At 65.4% G+C, this 20,591-nt stretch carries 16 protein-coding genes; 9 read left to right on the top strand and 7 right to left on the bottom strand.

Translation table 11 applies throughout. The features are described 5' to 3' along the window. Nucleotides 1–4: 4 nt before the first annotated feature. The 4 genes from WC704_RS06990 to WC704_RS06975 all read right to left on the bottom strand — a co-directional run bounded on the left by WC704_RS06990 (nt 5) and on the right by WC704_RS06975 (nt 4,764). Nucleotides 5–826, bottom strand: a complete 822-nt coding sequence (locus WC704_RS06990; protein WP_372889199.1) for a protein phosphatase 2C domain-containing protein — start codon at nt 824–826, stop codon at nt 5–7. 32 nt (nt 827–858) lie between these two features. Beyond that, nucleotides 859–2,271, bottom strand: a complete 1,413-nt coding sequence (locus WC704_RS06985) for a dihydrolipoamide acetyltransferase family protein (RefSeq protein ID WP_372889198.1) — start codon at nt 2,269–2,271, stop codon at nt 859–861. Continuing rightward, nucleotides 2,271–3,278 carry an alpha-ketoacid dehydrogenase subunit beta gene (locus WC704_RS06980; protein WP_372889542.1) on the bottom strand — a complete coding sequence of 336 codons (1,008 nt, stop codon included), beginning with the start codon at nt 3,276–3,278 and terminating at the stop codon, nt 2,271–2,273. Before WC704_RS06980 ends, WC704_RS06985 begins: the two co-directional genes overlap by 1 nt. Before the next feature lie 187 nt (nt 3,279–3,465). Further along, nucleotides 3,466–4,764 (bottom strand): 3-methyl-2-oxobutanoate dehydrogenase (2-methylpropanoyl-transferring) subunit alpha, encoded by a 1,299-nt coding sequence (locus WC704_RS06975; protein WP_372889197.1) that lies wholly within the window; start codon nt 4,762–4,764, stop codon nt 3,466–3,468. A 269-nt stretch (nt 4,765–5,033) separates the two neighbouring features. Between WC704_RS06975 and WC704_RS06970 the strand changes: the two genes are divergently transcribed. Genes WC704_RS06970 through WC704_RS06960 form a run of 3 tightly spaced genes read left to right on the top strand, consistent with a single transcriptional unit; the run spans nt 5,034 to nt 10,943 of the window. Further along, complete coding sequence (locus tag WC704_RS06970; RefSeq protein WP_372889541.1) at nt 5,034–5,753, top strand: ImuA family protein; 720 nt, start codon at nt 5,034–5,036, stop codon at nt 5,751–5,753. Further along, nucleotides 5,671–7,635, top strand: coding sequence for a DUF6504 family protein (locus tag WC704_RS06965; protein WP_372889196.1), 1,965 nt, complete (start codon nt 5,671–5,673; stop codon nt 7,633–7,635). Before WC704_RS06970 ends, WC704_RS06965 begins: the two co-directional genes overlap by 83 nt. Before the next feature lie 17 nt (nt 7,636–7,652). Further along, nucleotides 7,653–10,943: an error-prone DNA polymerase gene (locus tag WC704_RS06960; protein WP_372889195.1), complete on the top strand. Its 3,291-nt coding sequence runs from the start codon at nt 7,653–7,655 to the stop codon at nt 10,941–10,943. 10 nt (nt 10,944–10,953) lie between these two features. Here the strand turns inward: WC704_RS06960 and WC704_RS06955 are convergent, their stop codons facing one another. Next, on the bottom strand, nt 10,954–11,955 hold the full coding sequence (locus tag WC704_RS06955) for a fumarylacetoacetate hydrolase family protein (RefSeq protein WP_372889194.1): 1,002 nt from the start codon (nt 11,953–11,955) through the stop codon (nt 10,954–10,956). A gap of 134 nt (nt 11,956–12,089) precedes the next feature. Here WC704_RS06955 and WC704_RS06950 point away from each other — a divergent pair, with 134 nt between their 5' ends. Next, nucleotides 12,090–13,244: an acyl-CoA dehydrogenase family protein gene (locus WC704_RS06950; protein ID WP_372889193.1), complete on the top strand. Its 1,155-nt coding sequence runs from the start codon at nt 12,090–12,092 to the stop codon at nt 13,242–13,244. A gap of 106 nt (nt 13,245–13,350) precedes the next feature. Continuing rightward, entirely contained in the window at nt 13,351–13,767 is a 417-nt protein-coding gene (locus tag WC704_RS06945) for a PaaI family thioesterase (RefSeq protein ID WP_372889192.1), read from the top strand. A gap of 386 nt (nt 13,768–14,153) precedes the next feature. On the opposite strand, the gene WC704_RS06940 is transcribed toward WC704_RS06945, so the two are convergent. Next, the gene (locus WC704_RS06940) at nt 14,154–14,765 is read right to left on the bottom strand and encodes a hypothetical protein (RefSeq protein ID WP_372889191.1); all 612 of its coding nucleotides are present in this window, start codon (nt 14,763–14,765) and stop codon (nt 14,154–14,156) included. Nucleotides 14,766–15,141: 376 nt separating this feature from the next. Here WC704_RS06940 and WC704_RS06935 point away from each other — a divergent pair, with 376 nt between their 5' ends. After that, nucleotides 15,142–15,297, top strand: coding sequence for a hypothetical protein (locus WC704_RS06935; protein WP_372889190.1), 156 nt, complete (start codon nt 15,142–15,144; stop codon nt 15,295–15,297). 188 nt (nt 15,298–15,485) lie between these two features. On the opposite strand, the gene WC704_RS06930 is transcribed toward WC704_RS06935, so the two are convergent. Beyond that, nucleotides 15,486–15,710, bottom strand: a complete 225-nt coding sequence (locus WC704_RS06930; protein WP_372889189.1) for a hypothetical protein — start codon at nt 15,708–15,710, stop codon at nt 15,486–15,488. A gap of 260 nt (nt 15,711–15,970) precedes the next feature. On the opposite strand from WC704_RS06930, the gene WC704_RS06925 reads away from it, so the two are divergent. From WC704_RS06925 to WC704_RS06915, 3 genes are all read left to right on the top strand, one after another. Further along, on the top strand, nt 15,971–17,419 hold the full coding sequence (locus tag WC704_RS06925) for an amidohydrolase family protein (RefSeq protein WP_372889188.1): 1,449 nt from the start codon (nt 15,971–15,973) through the stop codon (nt 17,417–17,419). Further along, nucleotides 17,416–18,714 (top strand): amidohydrolase family protein, encoded by a 1,299-nt coding sequence (locus tag WC704_RS06920; protein WP_372889187.1) that lies wholly within the window; start codon nt 17,416–17,418, stop codon nt 18,712–18,714. Before WC704_RS06925 ends, WC704_RS06920 begins: the two co-directional genes overlap by 4 nt. A 417-nt stretch (nt 18,715–19,131) precedes the next feature. After that, nucleotides 19,132–20,574, top strand: a complete 1,443-nt coding sequence (locus WC704_RS06915; RefSeq protein WP_372889186.1) for a DEAD/DEAH box helicase — start codon at nt 19,132–19,134, stop codon at nt 20,572–20,574. The last annotated feature ends 17 nt before the right edge of the window (nt 20,575–20,591 follow it).

The following is a 20,591-nucleotide window of genomic DNA, read 5'->3' as shown; positions in this document are numbered from 1 at the left end:
CGGTTCAGGCGGCGATGCGCAGCCAGAGCGCGGTCGCGTCATCCGATCGTTTGAAGCGGGGAAAGCGGGTAAAATCGGCGTCGGCCTGTTCGATCTCGCGTAACCGCAAGGCAAGCCCGGCCAAACCAAGCGTGGCAAGTTCTCCGAACAGCCCGTCCAGATCGCAGGCCGTATAAACATCGACCAACGCGGCGAAGCCGTCGCTCATCAACAGCAGTTCGTCTCCGGCAGCGCACGGCAACACCGCGCCGCCGAGATGCTCCACCGCCGCCGGATCGACCCCGAGCGCGTAGCGCCCGACGCGTCCGCGCGAGCGGCGCAATGCATCGAGGATCGGCTGCGGCCGCTGTTTCAGGCCAAGCCCATGCTCGGCGAGCGCGGCGGCACTGGCATTTTCGTCGTCCTTGCTGGCGGGCGGGCCGATCCGCTCGACGGTATCACCGCGCTTGAGCAACCCCGCACAATCCCCCAGCCAGCGGCAGGCAAGACCGTCCTTGCCGACGCGCGCCGCCAAAAACGAGGCGCTCGGCAATTCCCACGCGGCGATGGGCGCGCGCGTCCGCTGCGCCGCGAAGCGCCGCGCGAGCCGGGCGAACACCCCCTTGCAGATCGCATCGATCGACGCGTCGCCCGCTGCGGCAAAGGCAGCATCGGCCTCCAGCGCCAACCACGCCGCCCCACCGCGCGACCCGACCAATCCCGATTCCCCCAAATCGGTCGCACCATCAATCACCCAGGCGAGCACGTCGCTCGACCCGGTGCGATCGTCATTGGCGACCGCGATATCCCCGGCAAGACTGATCGACTGGAGCAAATCGAAGCGCATGAGACCCTCCTACCAGCCGATCATGACGGATTTCAGTCGGCGAACAACAACACCGGCGTTTCCAGATAGCGCTTGAGCGCCTGCACGAAGCTCGCCGCATCCCAGCCATCGACCACGCGGTGATCGCAACTGATCGACAGGTTCATCAGCTTGGCACGCACGATCTCGTCGCCGACAAAGATCGGGCGTTCGACGATCTTGTTGGGGCCGATGATCGCGACCTCGGGCCGGTTGATAACGGGCGTCGTCGCGATCCCGCCAAGGGGCCCGAGCGAGGTGACCGTCAGCGTGCCGCCGCCCATCTCATCGGGCTTGAGCTTGTTGGCGCGCGCCGCTTCGGCCAGGCGCAGGATTTCGGCGGCCAATTGCCAGACATTGCGGTCCTGCGCATCGCGGATCACGGGGACGGTCAGCCCGGCATCGGTCTGCGTCGCCATGCCGAGATGCACCGCGCCACGCCGCGTGACCACGCCCGCTTCATCGTCATAGCGCGCGTTAATCATCGGGAAGGCGGGCACGGTCTTGCAGATCGCGGCGATCAGCAGCGGGAGCATCGTCAATTTCGGCCGTGACCCACGCGCGCCATTCAAATCGGCGCGCATCGCCTCCAGCGCGGTGACGTCGATTTCCTCGACATAGGTGAAATGCGGGATCGCGCGCTTCGACACCGCCATATTCTCGGCGATGCGGCGGCGCATCCCGATCACCTTGATCGCCTCATCGGCGCGCGCGTGGCTGATATGCGGTGCGTGATATCCCTGCCCCTGACCATAGCGCAGGAACGCATCGAGATCGGCATGGCGCACGCGGTCGCCCTCGGTCCGCACCTGGGCGAGATCGATGCCGAGATCCGCCGCGCGTGCGCGCACGGCGGGGGAAGCGAGGACATGCTTCATGGCTCCCCTCCCGCTTGCGGGAGGGGTTGGGGGAGGGGAAGCAGGTCCAGACGCGGATAGCGAACCGGCGTCCTGCCCTCCCCCAGCCCAGTTCAGGGTCGGATGTGCCCCCGGCACATCCTCGACAGCGCGGAGCGCTGTCGACCCCGAACTCGCAGGCGGGAGGGGAGCAGATTGGGTCGCCTCCACCCCCGGATTCTCCGCCTCATATTGCGCGGCCACCTCAACCTGCTCGGCGCTGGCCGGCGCGAGGTTGACCGTATCGGTCACCGGCTCCAGCGCAGGCGCTTCCGCTGCCGAGAAATCGCCCTCGGTCTCGATCACCACCAGCGCCGCGCCGATCGACACCTGGTCGCCGACCTCGCCCGCGAGTTCGATCACAATGCCCGTCACCGGCGATTCCATCTCGACCGTTGCCTTGTCGGTCATCATGTCGGCGATTTGCTGGTCCTCCTCGATCCGGTCGCCAACCTTGACATGCCAGGCGACGATTTCGGCCTCGGAAATGCCTTCGCCAATATCGGGGAGTTTGAACGTAAAACGCGCCATTATGCGTCCTTCATGATCTTCTTGAGCGCCTCGCCGATACGGACGGGCCCCGGGAAATACGCCCATTCCAGGCTGTGCGGATATGGCGTGTCGAAGCCGGTCACGCGCTCGATCGGGGCTTCGAGATGGTAGAAGCAGCGCTCCTGCACCAGCGCCGACAGTTCCGCGCCAAAGCCGCTGGTGCGCGTCGCCTCATGCACGATCATGCAGCGTCCGGTCTTCTGGACCGATGCCTCGATCGTCTCAATGTCGAGCGGCACCAGCGTGCGCAGATCGATCACCTCGGCATCGACGCCCGCTTCGGCGATCACCGCCAGCGCGACATGCACCATCGTGCCATAAGCCAGCACCGTCAGCGCCTCGCCTGGCCGCACCACCTTGGCCTTGCCGAGTTCGATCTTGTAATAACCCGTCGGCACGTCGCCCGCCGGATGCTGCGACCAATTCTGCGTCGGGCGGTCCCAATGGCCGTCGAACGGGCCGTTATAGATGCGCTTGGGCTCGAAGAAGATCGTCGGATCATTGTCCTCGATCGCCGCGATCAGCAGGCCCTTGGCGTCATAGGGCGTCGAGGGGATCACCGTCTTGATGCCCGAGACATGGGTGAAGATGCCCTCCGGGCTCTGGCTGTGCGTCTGCCCGCCGAAAATACCGCCGCCAAAGGGCGAGCGTACCGTAATCGGCGCGGTAAATTCCCCGGCCGAGCGATAGCGCAACCGCGCCGCTTCGCTCACCAATTGGTCGAGCGCGGGATAAATGTAATCGGCGAACTGGATTTCGGGCACGGGCCGCAAGCCATACGCCCCCATCCCCACCGCGACGCCGATGATGCCGCATTCGGTGATCGGCGTATCGAACACGCGGGTCTTGCCATATTTGGACTGCAAGCCGGCGGTCGCGCGGAACACGCCGCCGAAATAGCCGACATCCTCGCCCATCACGACAATATCGGGGTCGCGCTCCATCATCACGTCCAGGGCGGAATTGATCGCCTGGATCATATTCATGCGGGTGGATTTTGGTGTGTCGGTCATGCTGCTGCACCCGCCGCGACAGCGGCCTCAAAAAGCTTCTTCTCCGCGTCTCCGCGTCTCCGCGCGAACCAAACGCCGCTTTGTTCACGCGGAGACGCGGAGACGCGGAGAAAGGAAGAGAAATAAAGGATTGCGGCTGTACCGCTGAGCCTCGCACCCATCACTTGCGCGCCCACGGGCGGCCGCTGGCGGTTTCTTCGGCGATCATTTGCGCTTGCTGCTCGCGCAAATGCCACGGCATTTCCTCGAACACGCCATCGAACAGGCTGTCGAGCGGCTGGTGCAGGCCGTGGCCGAGCACGCCGTTCGCCTCGGCTTCCTTCTGCGCGGCCTTCACTTGCTCGGCCAGCTCCTTGTCCTGCGCGGCGTGGGCGGCCTCGTCCCATTCACCGATCGCGATGAGATGACCTTTAAGTCGCGCGATCGGGTCGCCCAGTGGCCACGCGGTCGGCTCGCCCGCCGAGCGATATTGCCCCGGATCGTCCGAAGTCGAATGGCCTTCCGCACGATAAGTGAAATGCTCGATCAGCGTAGGCCCCTGGTTGGTGCGCGCCCGCTCCGCCGCCCAGGCGGTCGCGGCATAGACCGCCAGCGCATCATTGCCATCGACGCGCAATCCCGCGATGCCATAGCCCACCGCGCGCGCCGCGAAAGTGGTCGATTCAGCTCCGGCAAACCCGGAGAAGCTCGAAATCGCCCACTGATTGTTGACGACGTTGAAGATCACCGGCGCACGGTAAACGCTGGCGAACGTGCAGGCCGAATGGAAATCGCCCTCGGCGGTCGATCCTTCTCCGCACCAGGTCGCGGCGATGCGGGTGTCGCCCTTGGCCGCGCTCGCCATCGCCCAGCCGACCGCCTGCGGATATTGCGTGGTGAGGTTGCCCGAGATCGAGAAGAACCCAGCATCCTTGACCGAATACATGATCGGCAATTGCTTGCCGTGCAGCCGGTCGGCGGTGTTCGAATAGATCTGGTTCATCATGTCGACCATCGACCAGCCGCGCGCGATCAGCAGGCCTTGCTGGCGATAGGACGGGAAGCACATGTCCTCGTAATCGAGCGCAAAGGCGGCAGCGACCGCGACCGCCTCTTCGCCGGTACACTTCATGTAGAAGCTCGTTTTGCCCTGACGTTGCGCGCGGAACATGCGCTCGTCGAAGGCGCGTACCAGCGCCATGCTGCGCAACATCGCGCGCAGCATATCGGGCGACAGGCGCGGGTTCCACGGGCCGACTGCCTGGCCTTGCTCGTCAAGCACGCGCACCAATTGATAGGCCAGATCGGTGAAGCTATCCGCGCGGTCGGCGGTATCGGGGCGCCGCGTCGCGCCCGCCGCCGGGATCGCCACCTGCGTGAAATCGACCGTGTCGCCCGGCCGGAATTTGGGTTCGGGCACATAGAGCGACAAAGGCGGCAAATTGGGCTTCAAATGCGCAGGAACGCGGTCGCTTGCCATGATCTCTCCAAACGGGGCGTGCCCTTATCAAGGCTTGGCACGCGGAATCGCTCTCTCGAATCCTTGTTATAAAATTTCGTGGCCTTTGGCGAGAGGGGGTTAGCAGCAGGAAAATGCGCATCGTCCTATTTGAGGGAAGGTGCCGCTTGACTCGCTTGGCACAAACGGAACAAAATAGGAACGAACCTATTGTGCGAGTCGTGGCCGTGTCCTGTCCTGCCATCCCCTCCTCGGCCAACATAGCCGAGCTTCGCGAAAGCCTGAAGAAGGTGGAACGCGACGGGTTGCGCCGTCGCCCGGTGCTGCCCTTTGGAATCGGCGCGATTGACGAGAAGCTGGCCCCCGGTGGCCTCCGGCTCGATTCGCTCCACGAGATTGCCGCCGCCAGCGCAGCCCCGTCAGACGATGCCGCCGCGACGCTGTTCATGGCCGGAATCGCGGCGCGTGCCTGGGGGCCGGTGCTGTGGGTGGTGCGGCGGCGTGATCTGTTCGCGCCCGGACTCTACCAGGCCGGGCTCGCGCCCGAACGGCTGATCTATGCCGAGGCCGCCGACGATGCCGAACTGCTCGCCTTGATGGAAGAAGGCCTGCGCCACCGTGGGCTGGGTGCCGTGGTCGGCGAAGTGAAGCGCGCGGCGATGCCCAATACAAGGCGGCTGCAACTGGCGGCGGAGGGCGGCAAGACCATCGCCTTGCTGCTCAAGCGCCATGCCCGCGCGGCGACCGATAAAGGCGGCGGAAATCCGCTCGCCGTACCGTCCGCCGCCGTGACGCGCTGGCGCATTGCGGCGGCCCCCTCCGCCCCGCTGCCGGTCGGCGCGGCGGGAGTCGGGCGGGCGCGTTGGCGGGTGGAGCTGGTCCGCCAACGCGGCGGCGAACCCGCCGACTGGACGATGGAGGCATGCGATGAAACGGGTCGCCTCGCTCTACCTGCCCGACTGGCCGATCGAACGGCTGGCGCAGGCCGAGCGTATCGCCACGCCGCCTGAGCGCGCGCCGGTCGACACCGCCCCGCTGAATGCCATCGCCGCGCAGGAACAAGCCGTCGCCTGTTCGGTGCCGCGCGGTGGTGGCTGGCGTCCCGCCGCGCGCTGGGCGCGGACCGAAAATGCCGATGCGTCCCCCCATAATCGTCGCGCCGGGCCCCCTTCTGCCTCCCCTCCCTGGAAGGGAGGGGCCGGGGGTGGGTCGGCTGATGGCAGTCCGTCCGCCCGCTTACGGGCCAACCCACCCCCTACCCCCTCCCTTCCAGGGAGGGGAGGAAAAGCCGCGCCTCCTGCCACCATGCCGCTCCGTCACCCCGACCTTGTGCCGGGGTCCACTCCGCTCCTCGGACGGCAGGATGCGGTGATGGGTGGACCCCGGCACAAGGCCGGGGTGACGGACAAGCCTATCATCACCAGCCTCCAATCCGGCAACGCGCTCCTCATCGCCGCCGCCTGTCCCGCCGCACGCGCGCTCGGGCTCACACCCGGCATGGCGGTGACGCAGGCGCGGGCGCTGGTGCCCGGACTCGACATCCGCCCCGCCGACCCGGAGGGCGACCGCGCCGCGTTGCTGCGCCTCGCCACACTCGCGGCGCGGCGTTGGTGCCCGGTGGTAATGCCGTCGGGCGAAGACGGGCTGTTCCTCGATATCACCGGCACTGCGCATCTGTTCGGCGGTGAAACCCGCATGGCACGGCGGATTGTGGCGTTGCTAAAGCGGCACGGCTTCACCGCGCGCATTGCCGTGGCGGATACGCCGGGCGCGGCCTGGGCGCTCGCGCGCTACGCCCCGCAGATTTGCCCGCCCGGCGCACACCTCGACGCCATCGCCCCGCTCCCAACCGCCGCGCTGCGGCTCGAACCGCGCGCCCGCGACGTGCTCAAGCGGCTGGGGATCGAGACGATCGGTCAGCTCGCCGCCTTGCCCCGCGCCCCGCTCGCGCGCCGGTTCGGCGGCACGCTCATCGCGCGGCTCGATCAGGCATCGGGGCGGCTGGCGGAACCGCTCGATCCCGTCATCCCGCCCGAAGCGATCGCCGTCGTGCAGCGCTTCGCCGAACCGATCGCCACTGCGGAAGCCATCGCGCATTGGCTGGACGTGCTGATGCCGCGCCTCGTCACCGCGCTCGCCCAAGCGGGGCTCGGCGCGCGCGTGATCGATCTGGTCGCCGATCGTATCGATGGCGTGCCGCAGCGCCTGCGCATCGGCCTCGCCCGCCCGACCCGCGACGGCGCGCATCTGTTGCGGTTGATCGTGCGCCGGATCGAGGAAATCGCGCCGGGTTATGGCATCGATGCGCTCGCGCTCCACGTCCGCCGCGCCGATCCGCTCGGGGCCGAACCCTTTGCCGAAACGCTCGAAGACCGCGCGCCCGATCTCGCACCGCTGATCGACACGCTCGCCAACCGCATCGGCCTGGGCGCGCTGTGGCGCAGCGTGCCGGTCGAAAGCGACGTGCCCGAACGCTCGGTCGCCGCCGCCCCGCCGCTCGATCCACCGCCCCGCGCCGCGTCCAAAAGCAAGCCCGACGATGTCCGCCAGCTCGATCGCTCGCGCGCGCTGCATCCCTGGGATCCGCGTTGGCCGCGCCCGGTGCGGCTGTTGCGGCGGCCCGAATTGCTCGACCATGTTCTCGCCGAATTGCCCGATCAGCCGCCCAAGCGCTTCACCTGGCGCGGCATGGCGTACCGCGTGGTCCGCGCCGACGGCCCCGAACGCATCCTCGGCGAATGGTGGAAGCGCGGCAGCGAGCGGCACAGCGTGCGCGACTATTTCCAGGTCGAGGATGAGGCCGGGCAGCGTTTCTGGCTGTTCCGTCGCGGCGATGGCGAACGCGGCGAGACGGGCGATCTCGCCTGGTTCATGCACGGATCGTTCGGGTGACGTGGTGCGAGCTTCAGGTGACGACGCATTACAGCTTCCTGCGCGGCGCGTCCTCGCCCGAGAATCTGTTTCAGGCCGCCGCCATCGCCGGAATGCCCGCGCTCGGCATTACCGATCGCAATTCGGTCGGCGGCGTGGTGCGCGCGCTGGTCGCGGCCGAACAGATGTCGGCGATCCGCCCAATCCGGCTGGTCGCAGGCTGTCGGCTCGATCTGGTCGATGGCACATCGGTGCTGGTCTGGCCCGAGGATCGCGCCGGCTGGAGCCGCCTCACCCGGCTGCTGACGCTCGGCAAGGGCCGCGCCGATCCGCAAAAGGGAGAGAAAGGGCAGTGCTTCCTGCATTGGGAGGATGTCGCGACCCATGCCGAAGGGCTGGTCGCCGCGCTCGTCCCCGGCCTGACCGAGACCTTCGCCGAAGACGATCAGGCGTTGCGCTGGATGGCGGACGTGTTCGGCACGCGCGGCCATCTCTGCCTGACGCAGCACCGCCGCCCCGGCGATGCGCAGCGGCTCCACACGCTCGACGCGCACGCCCGGCACTTCGGCCTGACTCCGCTTGCCACCGGCGACGTGCTCTATGACGTGCCCGAGCGGCGGATGCTGCAGGATGTCGTCACCGCGATCCGCCACCGCTCGACGATCGACGCGCTCGGCCATGCCCGCGAACGCAGCGCCGACCGCCATCTCAAAGGCCCCGCCGAAATGGCGCGCCGCTTCAGGCTGCACCCACGCGCGCTCGCCGCCGCCGCCGCGATCGTCGAGCGCTGCACCTTCAGCTTGCGCGCCTTGAAGGACCAGTATCGCTATCCCGACGAGATCGTAATGACCCAGCGCACCCCACAGGAGGCGCTGGCGACGATGGCGCGCTCCGCGCTCGCCGAGCGCTTCGACGGCACGCCCCCACCCGCTTATACCAGCTTGCTCGAACACGAACTCGGCCTGGTCGCGCATATGGGCTATGCGCCCTATTTCCTGACGGTGAATTCGATCGTGCGCTACGCGCGCAGCCAGGGCATTTTGTGCCAGGGGCGCGGATCGGCGGCGAATTCGGTGATCTGCTTCGTGCTCGGCATCACCTCGATCGATCCGGTCAAGCACAAGCTGCTGTTCGAACGCTTCATCTCCACCGAACGCCACGAACCGCCCGATATCGACGTCGATTTCGAACATGAACGGCGCGAGGAAGTGATCCAGTGGATCTACGACACCTATGGGCGGAACCACGCCGCGCTCACCGCCGTCGTCAGCCGCTATCGCTCGCGCGGCGCGGTGCGCGACGTCGGCAAGGCGCTGGGCTTGCCCGAGGACATGACCGCAGCACTCGCCTCGCAAATCTGGGGCTGGTCGAATGACGGCGTGCCCGAGGAGCATGTCGCCGCACTCAACCTCGACGCGAGCGAGCCGCGTCTTGCGCTGACGCTCGAGCTCGCCACGCAGTTGATCGGCACGCCGCGCCATCTGTCGCAGCACCCCGGCGGCTTCGTGCTCGCGCATGACCGGCTCGACGATCTGGTGCCGGTCGAACCCGCCGCGATGGTCGATCGCCGCGTGGTCGAATGGGAAAAGCTCGATGTCGAGGAAATCGGGCTGATGAAGGTCGATATCCTGGGTCTCGGCATGCTCGGCTGCCTGCGCCGCTGTTTCGATCTGCTGCGCGATCATAAGGGCATCGACCTGCGGCTCGACAGTGCCGAAATGCAGGAGGACGACCCCGCCACTTATGCGATGATTCAAAAGGCCGACACGCTCGGCACCTTCCAGATCGAAAGCCGCGCGCAAATGTCGATGCTGCCGCGGATGCGCCCCGAAAATTTCTACGACATCGCGATCCAGGTGGCGATCGTGCGTCCGGGGCCGATCCAGGGCGACATGGTCCACCCCTATCTCAAACGCCGAGAACAACGCCGCATCGGCAAGGTCGCGATCGACTATCCCAGCCCCAAATTGCGCGAAGTGCTGGAAAAGACGCTGGGCGTGCCGCTGTTCCAGGAACAGGCGATGCAAGTCGCGATTCTCGGCGCCGGGTTCAGCGCGGGCGAAGCCGACCGGCTGCGCCGCGCGATGGCGACCTTCAAGATGACCGGCGGCGTCGGCAAATTCCGCGATCCGCTGATCGAAGGGATGCGCGCCAACGGCATCAGCCAGGATTTCGCCGAGCGGCTGGTCAAGCAGATCGAGGGCTTTGGCAGCTATGGCTTCCCCGAAAGCCACGCGGCGAGCTTCGCCAAGATCGCTTACGCCTCGGCCTGGCTCAAATGCCACCACCCCGACATCTTCTGCGCGGCGCTGCTCAACGCCCAGCCAATGGGCTTTTACGCCCCCGCCCAAATCGTCCGCGACGCGCGCGAACATGGCGTGGTGATCGAGCCGGTCTGCGTGAATCGCAGCGATTGGGATACGATCTTACTGCCTTCTTCCTCCCCACCCGTATGCGGGAAGGGACCGAGGGGTGGGCACGCGCTATCCTCAAGCGCAGCGCTCGTGGAGGTCGGGCGCCCACCCCTCAATCCCCTCCCGCATGCGGGAGGGGAGGGAAAATACCCTCTCCGCCTGGGCCTGCGCATCGTGCTCGGCCTGTCGGGCGAGGATGCCGGGCGCATCCTCATCGCCCGCGCAACGCGCCCGTTCAGCTCGATCGAGGATGTTTGGCGGCGCGCGGGCGTCTCGCTGCTGACGCTCGAAAAACTCGCCCAGGCCGATGCGTTCCACGGCTTCGGCCTCGACCGCCGCCAGGCGCTATGGGCGGTGAAGGCGTTGGGGCAAAAGCCGTTGCCACTCTTCACCGCGATCGAATCCCCCCGCGAACCCAGCGTCACGCTCGCCGCGCTCACCGCAGGGCGGGAGGTGGTCGAGGATTACCGCGCGACGCAATTGTCGCTGCGCGCGCATCCGGTCAGCTTCCTGCGCGGCGCACTGGACCGCCGCCGCATTACCCGCTGCGGCGATCTCCCGCGGCTGAAGGACGGCACCCGCGTCGAGGTGGCGGGGCTCATCCTCGTGCGGCAACGCCCGGGCAGTGCGAAGGGCGTGGTGTTCGTCACGCTGGAGGACGAGACCGGCATCGCCAACGCGATCCTGTGGCCCGATCGCTTCGAAGCGCAGCGCCGCACCGTCATGGCGGCGACGATGCTCAGCGTCAGCGGCCGCGTGCAAAGCGAAAGCGGGGTCATCCACCTGATCGCGGACCGCATCACCGATCTCACGCTCTTGCTGCGCCAAATCGGCGAGAGCGACCCGCGCGAACGGCGGATGGCGGGCGGCGAGCCGGAACCGGTCATCCCGATCCGCAGCCACGATTTCCACTGAGCTTACGCGTTCACCCCACCGTCTGTTCGATCACCCCGAAGATCGGGTGATGCTTGTCGTCCTCGGCCCAGATCCGCACGGTATCGCCCGCTTTCAGGAACGGCGTCTCCACCGCGCCGCGCAGAATCGTCTCGACCGTGCGCAGCTCGGCGAGGCACGCATAACCAACGCCACCCTCGGCGATCGGCTTGCCAGGGCCGCCATCCGCATCACGGTTGGAGACGGTGCCCGAGCCGACGATCGTCCCAGCGCCCAGCGCGCGCGTCTTGGCGGCATGGGCGATCAGCGTGCCGAAATCGAAGGTCATGTCGACCGCGCAGGCGACCCGCCCAAACGGCTGGCCGTTGAGATCGACATTCAGCGTGCGGTGCAATTTGCCGTCCTGCCACCACTCGCCGAGCGCATCGGGCGTGACGAACACCGGCGAGAAAGCACTGGCGGGCTTGGACTGGAAGAAGCCGAAGCCCTTGGCGAGTTCGCCCGGAATCAAGTTGCGCAAGCTCACATCGTTGGTCAGCCCGACCAGTCGCACCGCCGCCAGCGCCGCTTCGCGACTCGCGCCCTGCGGCACGTCGCCGGTCACCACCACCACTTCGCCCTCGAAATCGCAGCCCCAGCTTTCGTCCGCCAGCGGGATTGGCGCGCGCGGGCCGAGGAACCCATCCGAACCACCCTGGTACATCAGCGGATCATGCCAGAAGCTGTCGGGCAGCTCCGCCGCGCGCGCCTGCCGCACCAAAGCGACATGGTTCACATAAGCCGATCCGTCCGCCCATTGATACGCGCGCGGAAGTGGTGACGCCGCCTGATGCTCGTGAAAACGCCGCATCGGGATCATTTCATGTTCCAGATCGGTACTCAAATTCTGCAAATCGGGCAGCAACCGGTCCCAATCGTCAAGTGCTGCCTGCAGCGTCGGCGCGATGTGCGCGGCATCGGCATACCAGGCGAGATCGTTCGACACGACGACGAGTTTCCCGTCGCGACCCGATGTGAGACTGGCCAGTTTCATGAAGCTCTCCCGTTTTGCCCGAACATAGCCGACCCACCGGGCGTGTCGAGCGCAACCCGCTTGACGAAAGCGTCACCTCACCGCACACCTGCGGAAAGAGTTGCAGACGACAACTGTTATCGGAGAGACCTGACATGACGCTCGATTCCGTCGCCGGCCGCTTTGCCTATACTGAGGATCATGAGGCGTTCCGCCAGACCGTGCGCAGTTTCCTGCAAAAGGAAGGCGTGCCGCACGTCGCGCAGTGGGAGGCGGACAAGCTCGTCCCCAAGGATTTCTGGATCAAGGCCGGCGCCATCGGGATGCTCTGCCCGACCGCGCCCGAGGCCTATGGCGGGCTCGGGCTTGATTTCGGCTATAACGCGATCGTCGATGAGGAGATGGCGTATAATGGCGTACCCGCAGGCTTCTCGCTCCAGTCGGATATCGTCGCGGGTTATATCGAAAGCTATGGCTCGGAAGGGCAGAAGAAACAGTGGTTGCCCAAGATGGTCTCGGGCGAGGCCATCACCGCCATCGCCATGACCGAACCCGGCACCGGCAGCGACCTGCAGGCGATCCGCACGACGGCCAAGAAGGACGGCAATCACTACATCATCAACGGCTCCAAAACCTATATCACCAACGGCCAGAATACCGATCTGACGCTGGTCGTCGCCAAGACCGATCCCGATGCCAAGCCCGCCTGGAAGGGCATGTCGATCATCCTGGTCGAAAGCGAGCGCGAAGGCTTCCAGAAGGGCCGCAAGCTCGACAAGATCGGGATGGACGCCGCCGATACCTCCGAACTGTTCTTCAACGACGTGCGCGTGCCGATGACCAATTGCCTGGGCGAGGAAGGCAAGGGCTTTATCTATTTGATGAGCCAATTGCCGCAGGAGCGCCTCTCGATCGCGGTTTCGGTCCAGGCCTCGGCGCAAAAGGCGTTCGACGAGACGGTCGAGTTCACCAAGACGCGCAAGGCGTTTGCCGGCATGGTGTTCGATTTCCAGAACACCCGCTTCGTCCTCGCCGGGTTGAAGGCGAAGCTGCAAGTCGGCTGGGCGCATCTCGACTGGGCAATCGCGCGCCATTTGAAGGGCGAGCTGACCAACGAAGAAGGTGCCGCCGCCAAATTATGGCACACCGATCTGCAATGGGAAGTGATGGACGCCTGCCTGCAATTGCATGGCGGGGCTGGCTATATGAACGAATACCCCATCGCCCGCGCCTGGCGCGCCGCCCGCGTAACGCGCATTTTCGGGGGGACCAACGAGATTATGAAGGAATTGATCGGGCGGTCTTTGTAGGGGAGCCACCGCGCCACAGCCGTCACCCCGGCCTTGTGCCGGGGTCCACCGCGCGGCTGGGCCCGACCGCCAGCGGAGACTTGCCCCGCATAGCAAGGGGAAAAGAATGAGCGTTTTCGACACCTTCGCGCGCCCGCCCTGTGCCGAAACACTGGGCTGGCAACTGATCGAAGCGGACCCCGACACCGGAACGGTGCGGGTCGCGATGGAGGGGAAGCCAGCCTTCTGCAATCCAGGCGGCACCATCCAAGGCGGCTTTGTCGCCGCGATGCTGGACGACACACTCGGACCCACGATTCTCGTAAAATCAAACGGCACGCAGTATTGCGCGACGATCGATCTCCACGTCAGCTACCTCGCACCCGCTCGCCCTGGCGCGTTTACGGGGGTTGGCCGCATTGTTCAGATGGGAAAAACGATTGCCTTCCTTGAAGGCGAATTGTTCGACGCTGATCATCGCTGCGTCGCCCGCGCAACCGCTTCCGCGCGCGTCATACCCACGACCAACGTGCCCCGCGCATAGCGCTGGCGAGCGGCCAAACCAACCCACCGCTTCCCCGGCGAAGGCCGGGGCCCAGTCGCATTGCCCACGCCGATCCTGCCGCGCCACGCGTGACGCGCATTTGCGGGGCTAGAACAAAATCGTAAAAGAACTGATCGGGCGATCTTTATAGGAGGAAGCCTCCCCCACAACCGTCACCCCGGCCTTGGGCCGGGGTCCACCGCACGGCTGCGACCCACGCCAGGGGGCGGATAGAAAAAGCCCTTTCGACGGCTCGAACGGCTGCTTCAAACTGTTTGATCGGGGTAAAACGGCCGTTCCGACGACTTGATTACAAACCTGAAGCTCCGCCAGACTTCTTATTTCTTTCCAAAGTCTTCTGCCCATCGTGCAACCCGTTGCACCGCTCAATCCTCGCGCGAAGTTACTTCGGTGTCATCCTCTGGGTCCTCGATCACGCCGTCCTCAGGCTCAGTGTCGGCTACGCCGACGAGGTCTTCCGTCTCGGGGTAGTAGCTCGCAGGCGGATAAGGGCGATCTTTGAACCAGTATCCCTTGCTGCCCAGCCGCACTATACGATCCTGTGAACGCCAGAGCATCGTACTGAGAACCATCACCGGATCTTTTCCGTACAAGCGGATACCGTGAGATTGCAGAGCATCGTACAGGTCGCTACGACTTACGGGCGTACCACGAGCTGAAATGATTTTCAGCACGACATCTAGGACTGCCTCGCGCGGTGGATTTTTCGGCTTTCGCACAGGAGGCGGCACTTCGCTTGAGACCTGGTAGATCGTCGCTTCCGTCCGGCCTGGCGGACCCTGTACGTTATTCGTACGCCTCCATACGGTGATGAACTGCTCCGTCACTTGGAGATCGCTCTTTAGCGTCTCGCGCTCATGATGAAGTTCCGAGATACGCTGCTCGACGACACGCAAACGCTCCGCGAGATGATCACGGAGTTGAACAGGGTTCTGGGCTGGCACGTCTTCCACATAGGCCTCCACGAGTAGGTTCACCGACAGAATACAATCCAGAACATACAAATCAAGATACAGTACTTGCCTTTGTATTCAATTGCTGTAGATTGGCACTACCACGTGCGGTGGGTTCATTGCACGGGGTGACGCCCGCAAGCCCATCAGGGCTTACGGGTCGTCATTTAAACTGTGTGTCAGCACAGCGGGGGTGCTCGGACCCCGCAGAAGGGTAAGATGGGATCTTAGTGCATCCCTTTGGGAAGTTAGTTCGGTTGCCGCCGATCCCCTTCCCACTGCTCTTATTAGGGCAGTGATACCGGTCACTGGGACGCCTTGCCGGGTGTCTCAGTGACCTTCTCTATAACGCAACTCGCGTTGCATGTCTAATTTGACGCTATAAAGAAGGTTCTAACAAATGCCTACCCCAAAGAAACAGACATCTCCGAAGGTCTCCACGCTGGCCTCGAACGTTCTCGCCGGACGGGTGACGCCGACCAAGGCGCAGATCGCCACGCTTGCGGGCGCAGCCCTCAGCAATGACGAAACCAAGGGCCAGGTTCGTCACCGTTAATCGACATCGATAACGTTATCGGAGGGGCGCGGCAAAAGCTGCGCCCCTTTTTTGGAGGGCACATCGCTCCCAAAAGGACGCCCCCACCGCCAAAAAACAAAAAGCCCGGCGGTGGTGCCGCCGGGCCTGAGGGTGCGCCTAGGGAGCAAACCCGGCGTGTCTGAATCCACTATAGGAGGAAAGTCAGGTCAGAGCGCGTTGCCCGCAACAGCCGCGGCATTGGTATCGGCTGCGTTTGTGTCGATCACCGCGTCATTGCCGATGGTGTCATTGCCGAACGCGTCATTGCCGAGCGTGTCGTTGAGCGCCAGATCTTCATTCGCCACCGCGCTGGTGTTGCCGCCACCGCCGCCGCACGCCGCCAGCGAAAGCGCCATCGCGGCCGTCAGCGTCAGGGCCAAAACCTTCTTCATTGTCGAATCTCCTTGAAATCTCGGCCCAGCCAGCGGCATCCGCGCCGCTGCCCCCCAGGCACCACATCAATCTCTACTAAATTAATATGCATTCAATTGCGTTGATCTTTAGCGCCGCCAAGTTTTCCTTTCAGCGCGAAAGCGATCCACGCCGCATCGGTCGCGCCGCCTTTGCGTGGTTGACAGGCTCCGACAATCCCGGAATGTTGCGCGAGAAAGTTGGGCAAAACCAAGCCGATCGCGGCGCAAAGGGGAATTTCATGGCGGATCGAATCCTGCCCGCGGGCCTGCGGGTGTTGCTGGGCGCGGTGGCGGCATCGGCGCTGCTCGCGGGTTGCGCCAGCGATGGCGGGGCAAAGCCTGGCAGCGCATCGGCGCCCCCGACCAAGGCCGGCCCTGGCGCGGGCAAGGGCTATGCGCACGATCCCTTCCCTTCGACCTACAAGGCCTATCCCGGCGTGCCGACGCTGGTGACGCATGTCACCATCTTCGACGGCGAGGGCGGGCGGATCGACAATGGCTCGGTGCTGTTCGCCGATGGCAAGATCGTGGGGCTCGGCCAGAGCGTCGAGGCTCCGGCGGGCGCGACCGTTATCGATGGCACCGGCAAGACGCTCACCCCCGGCATCATCGATATTCACAGCCATTTGGGGGATTACCCCTCGCCCGGCGTGCAGGCCAATTCCGACGGCAATGAAGCGACCAGCCCGGTCACCGCCGAAGTGTGGGCCGAACATAGCGTGTGGCCGCAGGACCCGGGCTTCAGCCGCGCGCTTGTCAATGGCGGCGTCACCACGTTGCAGATCCTGCCGGGCTCGGCCAATCTGTTTGGCGGTCGCTCGGTCGTCGTCAAGAATGTCTATGCCCGCACCGAACAGGGCATGAAATTCCCCGGCGCGCCTTATGGCCTGAAGATGGCGTGCGGCGAGAACCCCAAGCGCGTTTATGGCAGCAAGGGCCGCGAACCCTCGACCCGCATGGGCAACATCGCGGTCGATCGTCAGACCTGGGCACGCGCGGTGGAATATAAGCGCAAGTGGGACAAATATGAAAAGGACGGCGGGGAGCCACCCGCGCGCGACATTGCGATGGATACGCTGCGCGGCGTGCTGGCCGGCGAAATCCTCGTCCAGAACCATTGCTACCGCGCCGATGAAATGGCCATCGTCATGGATATGGCCAAGGAATTTGGCTATCATGTCAGCGCCTTCCACCACGCGGTGGAGGCCTATAAGATTGCTGATCTGCTGAAGGAAAACGGCACCTGCGCCGCCGTCTGGGCCGATTGGTGGGGCTTCAAGATGGAATCCTACGACGCAATCGGCGAGAACCTTGCGCTGCTGCAGAAGAACGGCGCCTGCGCGATGATCCACTCGGACGACGCCAACGGCATTCAGCGCCTCAACCAGGAAGTGGCCAAGGCGCTCGCCTCGGGTCGCCATGCCGGTATCGACATTTCGGATGCGGTCGCGTGGGAATGGCTGACCTATAACCCGGCCAAGGCACTCGGCATCGCCGACAAGACCGGCAGCCTGAAACCCGGCAAGATGGCCGATGTGGTGTTGTGGAACGGCAACCCGTTCAGCGCCTATACCCGGCCCGAAAAGGTGTGGATCGACGGGGCGTTGCTCTATGATGCCAATGATCCGAAACGACGGCCCGTTTCCGATTTCGAACTCGGCCAACCCGGTGCGGGAGATACCAAGTGAAGCGCCTCCTGCTGCTCAGCGCCGCCTTCCTCGCCGCGCCCGCCGCCGCCCAATCGGTCGCCATCACCAATGCCAAGCTCGTCATCGGGGATGGCTCCGCGCCGATCGAGGGTGGCACCGTCGTCGTCCGGGACGGTCGCGTGGTTGCCGCGGGCAAGACGGTTGCGGTGCCAACCGGCATCGCCACGGTCGATGCCGGTGGCCGCTGGGTCACCCCCGGTATCGTCGCGGGGTTCACGCGCATGGGCATCATCGAAGTCGATGGCGTTGATGAAACCAACGATGCCGGCGCACGCACCAGCCCGTTCCACGCCGCGATCGACATTGCGCCTGCCGTAAACCCGGCCACCTCCTCGATCCCGCTCAACCGCGCCGAGGGCGTGACGCGCGCGATCGTCGCACCCGACAATGCCGGGTCGATCTTCGCCGGACAGGGCGCCGTGATCGATCTTGGTGCCGACCGCACGCCCATTACCAAGGCGCGCGCTTTCCAGTTCATGGAATATGGCGAGAATGGCGGTCGCGCCGCCGGGGGCAGCCGCCCCGCCGCGCTCACCGCCTTCCGCAACGCCATCGCCCAGGCGCGCGCTTATGCCCGCGACCCAGCGCATTATGCCGATCAGGGCAAGGACGCGCTGCTGACGCGCGCCGATGCCGAGGCGCTGGTGCCGGTGGCGAGTGGCCGTGTGCCCTTGCTCGTCCATGTCGAGCGTGCGGCGGACATGCTGGCGCTGATCGAACTCCGGCGCGATTTTCCCGCGCTGAAACTGGTGTTCGTCGGCGCGTCCGAAGGGTGGCTGATCGCAGAGCAACTCGCCGCCGCGCGCGTGCCCGTCATCGCTTCGGCACTGAACGATCTGCCCGAATCGTTTGACCAGCTCGGCGCGACCCAGTCGAATGTCGGGCGGCTGAAGGCGGCGGGCGTGCTGGTCGGCATCGGCACGATCAACGACGACGAAGCGCGCCAGGCGCGACGCGAGAAGCAATATGCCGGCAACCTCGTCGCGCTGACCAGGGTGCCCGGCGCGACCGGGCTGGACTGGAACGCCGCCTTCGCGGCGATCACCTCCGCACCCGCCGAGGCGATCGGCCTTGGCGGGGAGATCGGCTCGCTCAAGGCCGGGCGGCGCGGCGATGTGGTGATCTGGGACGGCGATCCGCTCGAACTTGGCACCGCAGTGGCGGCGGTCTATATCGACGGCGTCAAGCAACCCTTGCGCACCCGGCAGGATGCTTTGCGCGAGCGGTATCTGGTGCCGCAGGAAGGCGCACTGCCCAAGGCGTATGAGCGGTAGGGCGCGATTGGCGCAGCACCACAACGCCCGCCGTCACCCCGGCCTTGTGCCGGGGTCCACCCGGCAGCGGCCGATACCGCCAGCAATGTAGGGCGCGGTCGCCGCGAAGTGGACCCCGGCACAAGGCCGGGGTGACGGCGATAGGACCAATCACAGGCGTTATTCGGTGCGATTGCCTAGAGCGCACCTCCGCGTTGCGCCCCAGCCTCCACCACCTTGACTTTCCGCACTGCAGCAGGCATAGGCGCGGCATCGAGGCGTCATGCAGCGTGATTAGGTATGCCGTTAACCGGCAGCCCAAGCTCCGCCTCGGTCGTTATCCAACGGACTTCCCTTTTCACGCGGGGTGTCATCCTCCCCCCGCCATCCGTGCGTCCAAAACGCGCGTCCGTGGCACATGCAATGGACTGAACCATTATGACTTTCGCACAACTCGGCCTCGCCGAGCCGCTCGTCCGCGCGCTCGAAGCCAAGGGCTATACCACCCCTACCCCGATCCAGAAGCAGTCGATCCCGATCCTGCTCGAAGGCGGCGATCTGCTCGGCATCGCACAGACCGGCACCGGCAAGACGGCGGCCTTCGTGCTCCCGTCGATCCAGCAACTCGTCAACAATGAAAAGCGCGTACTGCCGACGCATTGCCGGATGCTGGTGCTCGCCCCGACGCGCGAACTGGCCAGCCAAATCGCCGAGAGCGCCCGCGAATATGGCAAATTCTCCAAGATGTCGGTCGCAACCGTGTTCGGCGGCACCAGCATCAACAAGAATCGCCAGGATATGGCGCGCGGCGTCGATATACTCGTCGCCACGCCCGGCCGCTTGCTCGATCTGATCGAGCAGCGTTTCGTCAGCCTTGCGATGCTCGAAATCCTCGTGCTCGACGAAGCCGACCAGATGCTCGATTTGGGCTTCATCCACGCGCTGCGCAAGATCGTGCGGATGCTGCCCAAGCAGCGCCAGACCTTGTTCTTCTCGGCGACGATGCCCAACGCGATCCGTGAATTGGCCAACCAGTTCCTCAATGATCCCAAGACGGTGAAGGTCGCGCCAACATCGAGCACCGCCGAGCGCGTCGATCAGTTCGTCACCTTCCTCAACCAGGGCGAGAAGCAGGCGCTGCTGACGATCCTGCTGCGCGACGAGAAGGTTGAGCGCGCACTCGTCTTCACCCGCACCAAGCATGGTGCCGACCGCGTCGTGAAGTTGCTCGGTGCCAATGGCATTGTCTCCAACGCGATCCACGGTAACAAGAGCCAGCCGCAGCGCGAACGCGCGCTCGCCGAGTTCAAGTCGGGCAAGGCCAAGGTGCTTGTCGCGACCGACATCGCCGCGCGCGGGATCGACGTGTCGGGCGTCAGCCACGTCTTCAACTTCGAGCTGCCCAACGTGCCCGAGCAATATGTCCACCGCATCGGTCGCACTGCGCGCGCCGGCGCATCGGGCACCGCGATCAGCTTCGTGGCGGATGATGAGCGGACGTACCTGCGCGACATCGAGAAGCTGACGCGCGTCAAGCCCGAGATGATGCAGCTTCCCGAAGGCTTCCTTGCCGAAGCAGCGCGCATCAAGGCCGCGCGCCCGGCGGGTTCCGACACGTTCGAGCGCCGCGATGATTCGGGCCGTCACCGCGCACCGCCCAAGGCGACGCATACGGCACGCCCGACCGGTGACCGTTCGGCTGGCGCTGGCCGTCCGGCTGGCGCCCGTCCCGAAGGTGCCGGTCGTCCGGCAGGTGGTGGCCGCCCCGGTGGCCAGGGTCGCCCGGGTGGCGGCTTCGGTCGTCCGGGTGGCGGTCGCTCGGGTGGCCAGGGCCGTCCGGCAGGCGGCGGCGGTGGCCGTCGTTCGCCAGCGGCAGGCTGATTTCCCTTTCCCTCTCC

Source organism: Sphingomonas sp. (assembly GCF_041661885.1).
Classification (GTDB): Bacteria; Pseudomonadota; Alphaproteobacteria; order Sphingomonadales; family Sphingomonadaceae; genus Sphingomonas.
Note: the sequence above shows the minus strand (reverse complement) of the source record. Positions and strands in the feature narration are given on the sequence as shown.

Excerpts from the sequence above, each read along its gene's own strand:
- WC704_RS06925 (WP_372889188.1), top strand. The coding sequence starts at position 15,971 with ATGGCGGATCGAATCCTGCCCGCGGGCCTGCGGGTGTTGCTGGGCGCG.
- WC704_RS06930 (WP_372889189.1), bottom strand. The coding sequence starts at position 15,710 with ATGAAGAAGGTTTTGGCCCTGACGCTGACGGCCGCGATGGCGCTTTCG.
- WC704_RS06935 (WP_372889190.1), top strand. The coding sequence starts at position 15,142 with ATGCCTACCCCAAAGAAACAGACATCTCCGAAGGTCTCCACGCTGGCC.
- WC704_RS06915 (WP_372889186.1), top strand. The coding sequence starts at position 19,132 with ATGACTTTCGCACAACTCGGCCTCGCCGAGCCGCTCGTCCGCGCGCTC.
- WC704_RS06955 (WP_372889194.1), bottom strand. The coding sequence starts at position 11,955 with ATGAAACTGGCCAGTCTCACATCGGGTCGCGACGGGAAACTCGTCGTC.
- WC704_RS06980 (WP_372889542.1), bottom strand. The coding sequence starts at position 3,278 with ATGAATATGATCCAGGCGATCAATTCCGCCCTGGACGTGATGATGGAG.
- WC704_RS06985 (WP_372889198.1), bottom strand. The coding sequence starts at position 2,271 with ATGGCGCGTTTTACGTTCAAACTCCCCGATATTGGCGAAGGCATTTCC.
- WC704_RS06945 (WP_372889192.1), top strand. The coding sequence starts at position 13,351 with ATGAGCGTTTTCGACACCTTCGCGCGCCCGCCCTGTGCCGAAACACTG.
- WC704_RS06975 (WP_372889197.1), bottom strand. The coding sequence starts at position 4,764 with ATGGCAAGCGACCGCGTTCCTGCGCATTTGAAGCCCAATTTGCCGCCT.
- WC704_RS06965 (WP_372889196.1), top strand. The coding sequence starts at position 5,671 with ATGAAACGGGTCGCCTCGCTCTACCTGCCCGACTGGCCGATCGAACGG.
- WC704_RS06950 (WP_372889193.1), top strand. The coding sequence starts at position 12,090 with ATGACGCTCGATTCCGTCGCCGGCCGCTTTGCCTATACTGAGGATCAT.
- WC704_RS06990 (WP_372889199.1), bottom strand. The coding sequence starts at position 826 with ATGCGCTTCGATTTGCTCCAGTCGATCAGTCTTGCCGGGGATATCGCG.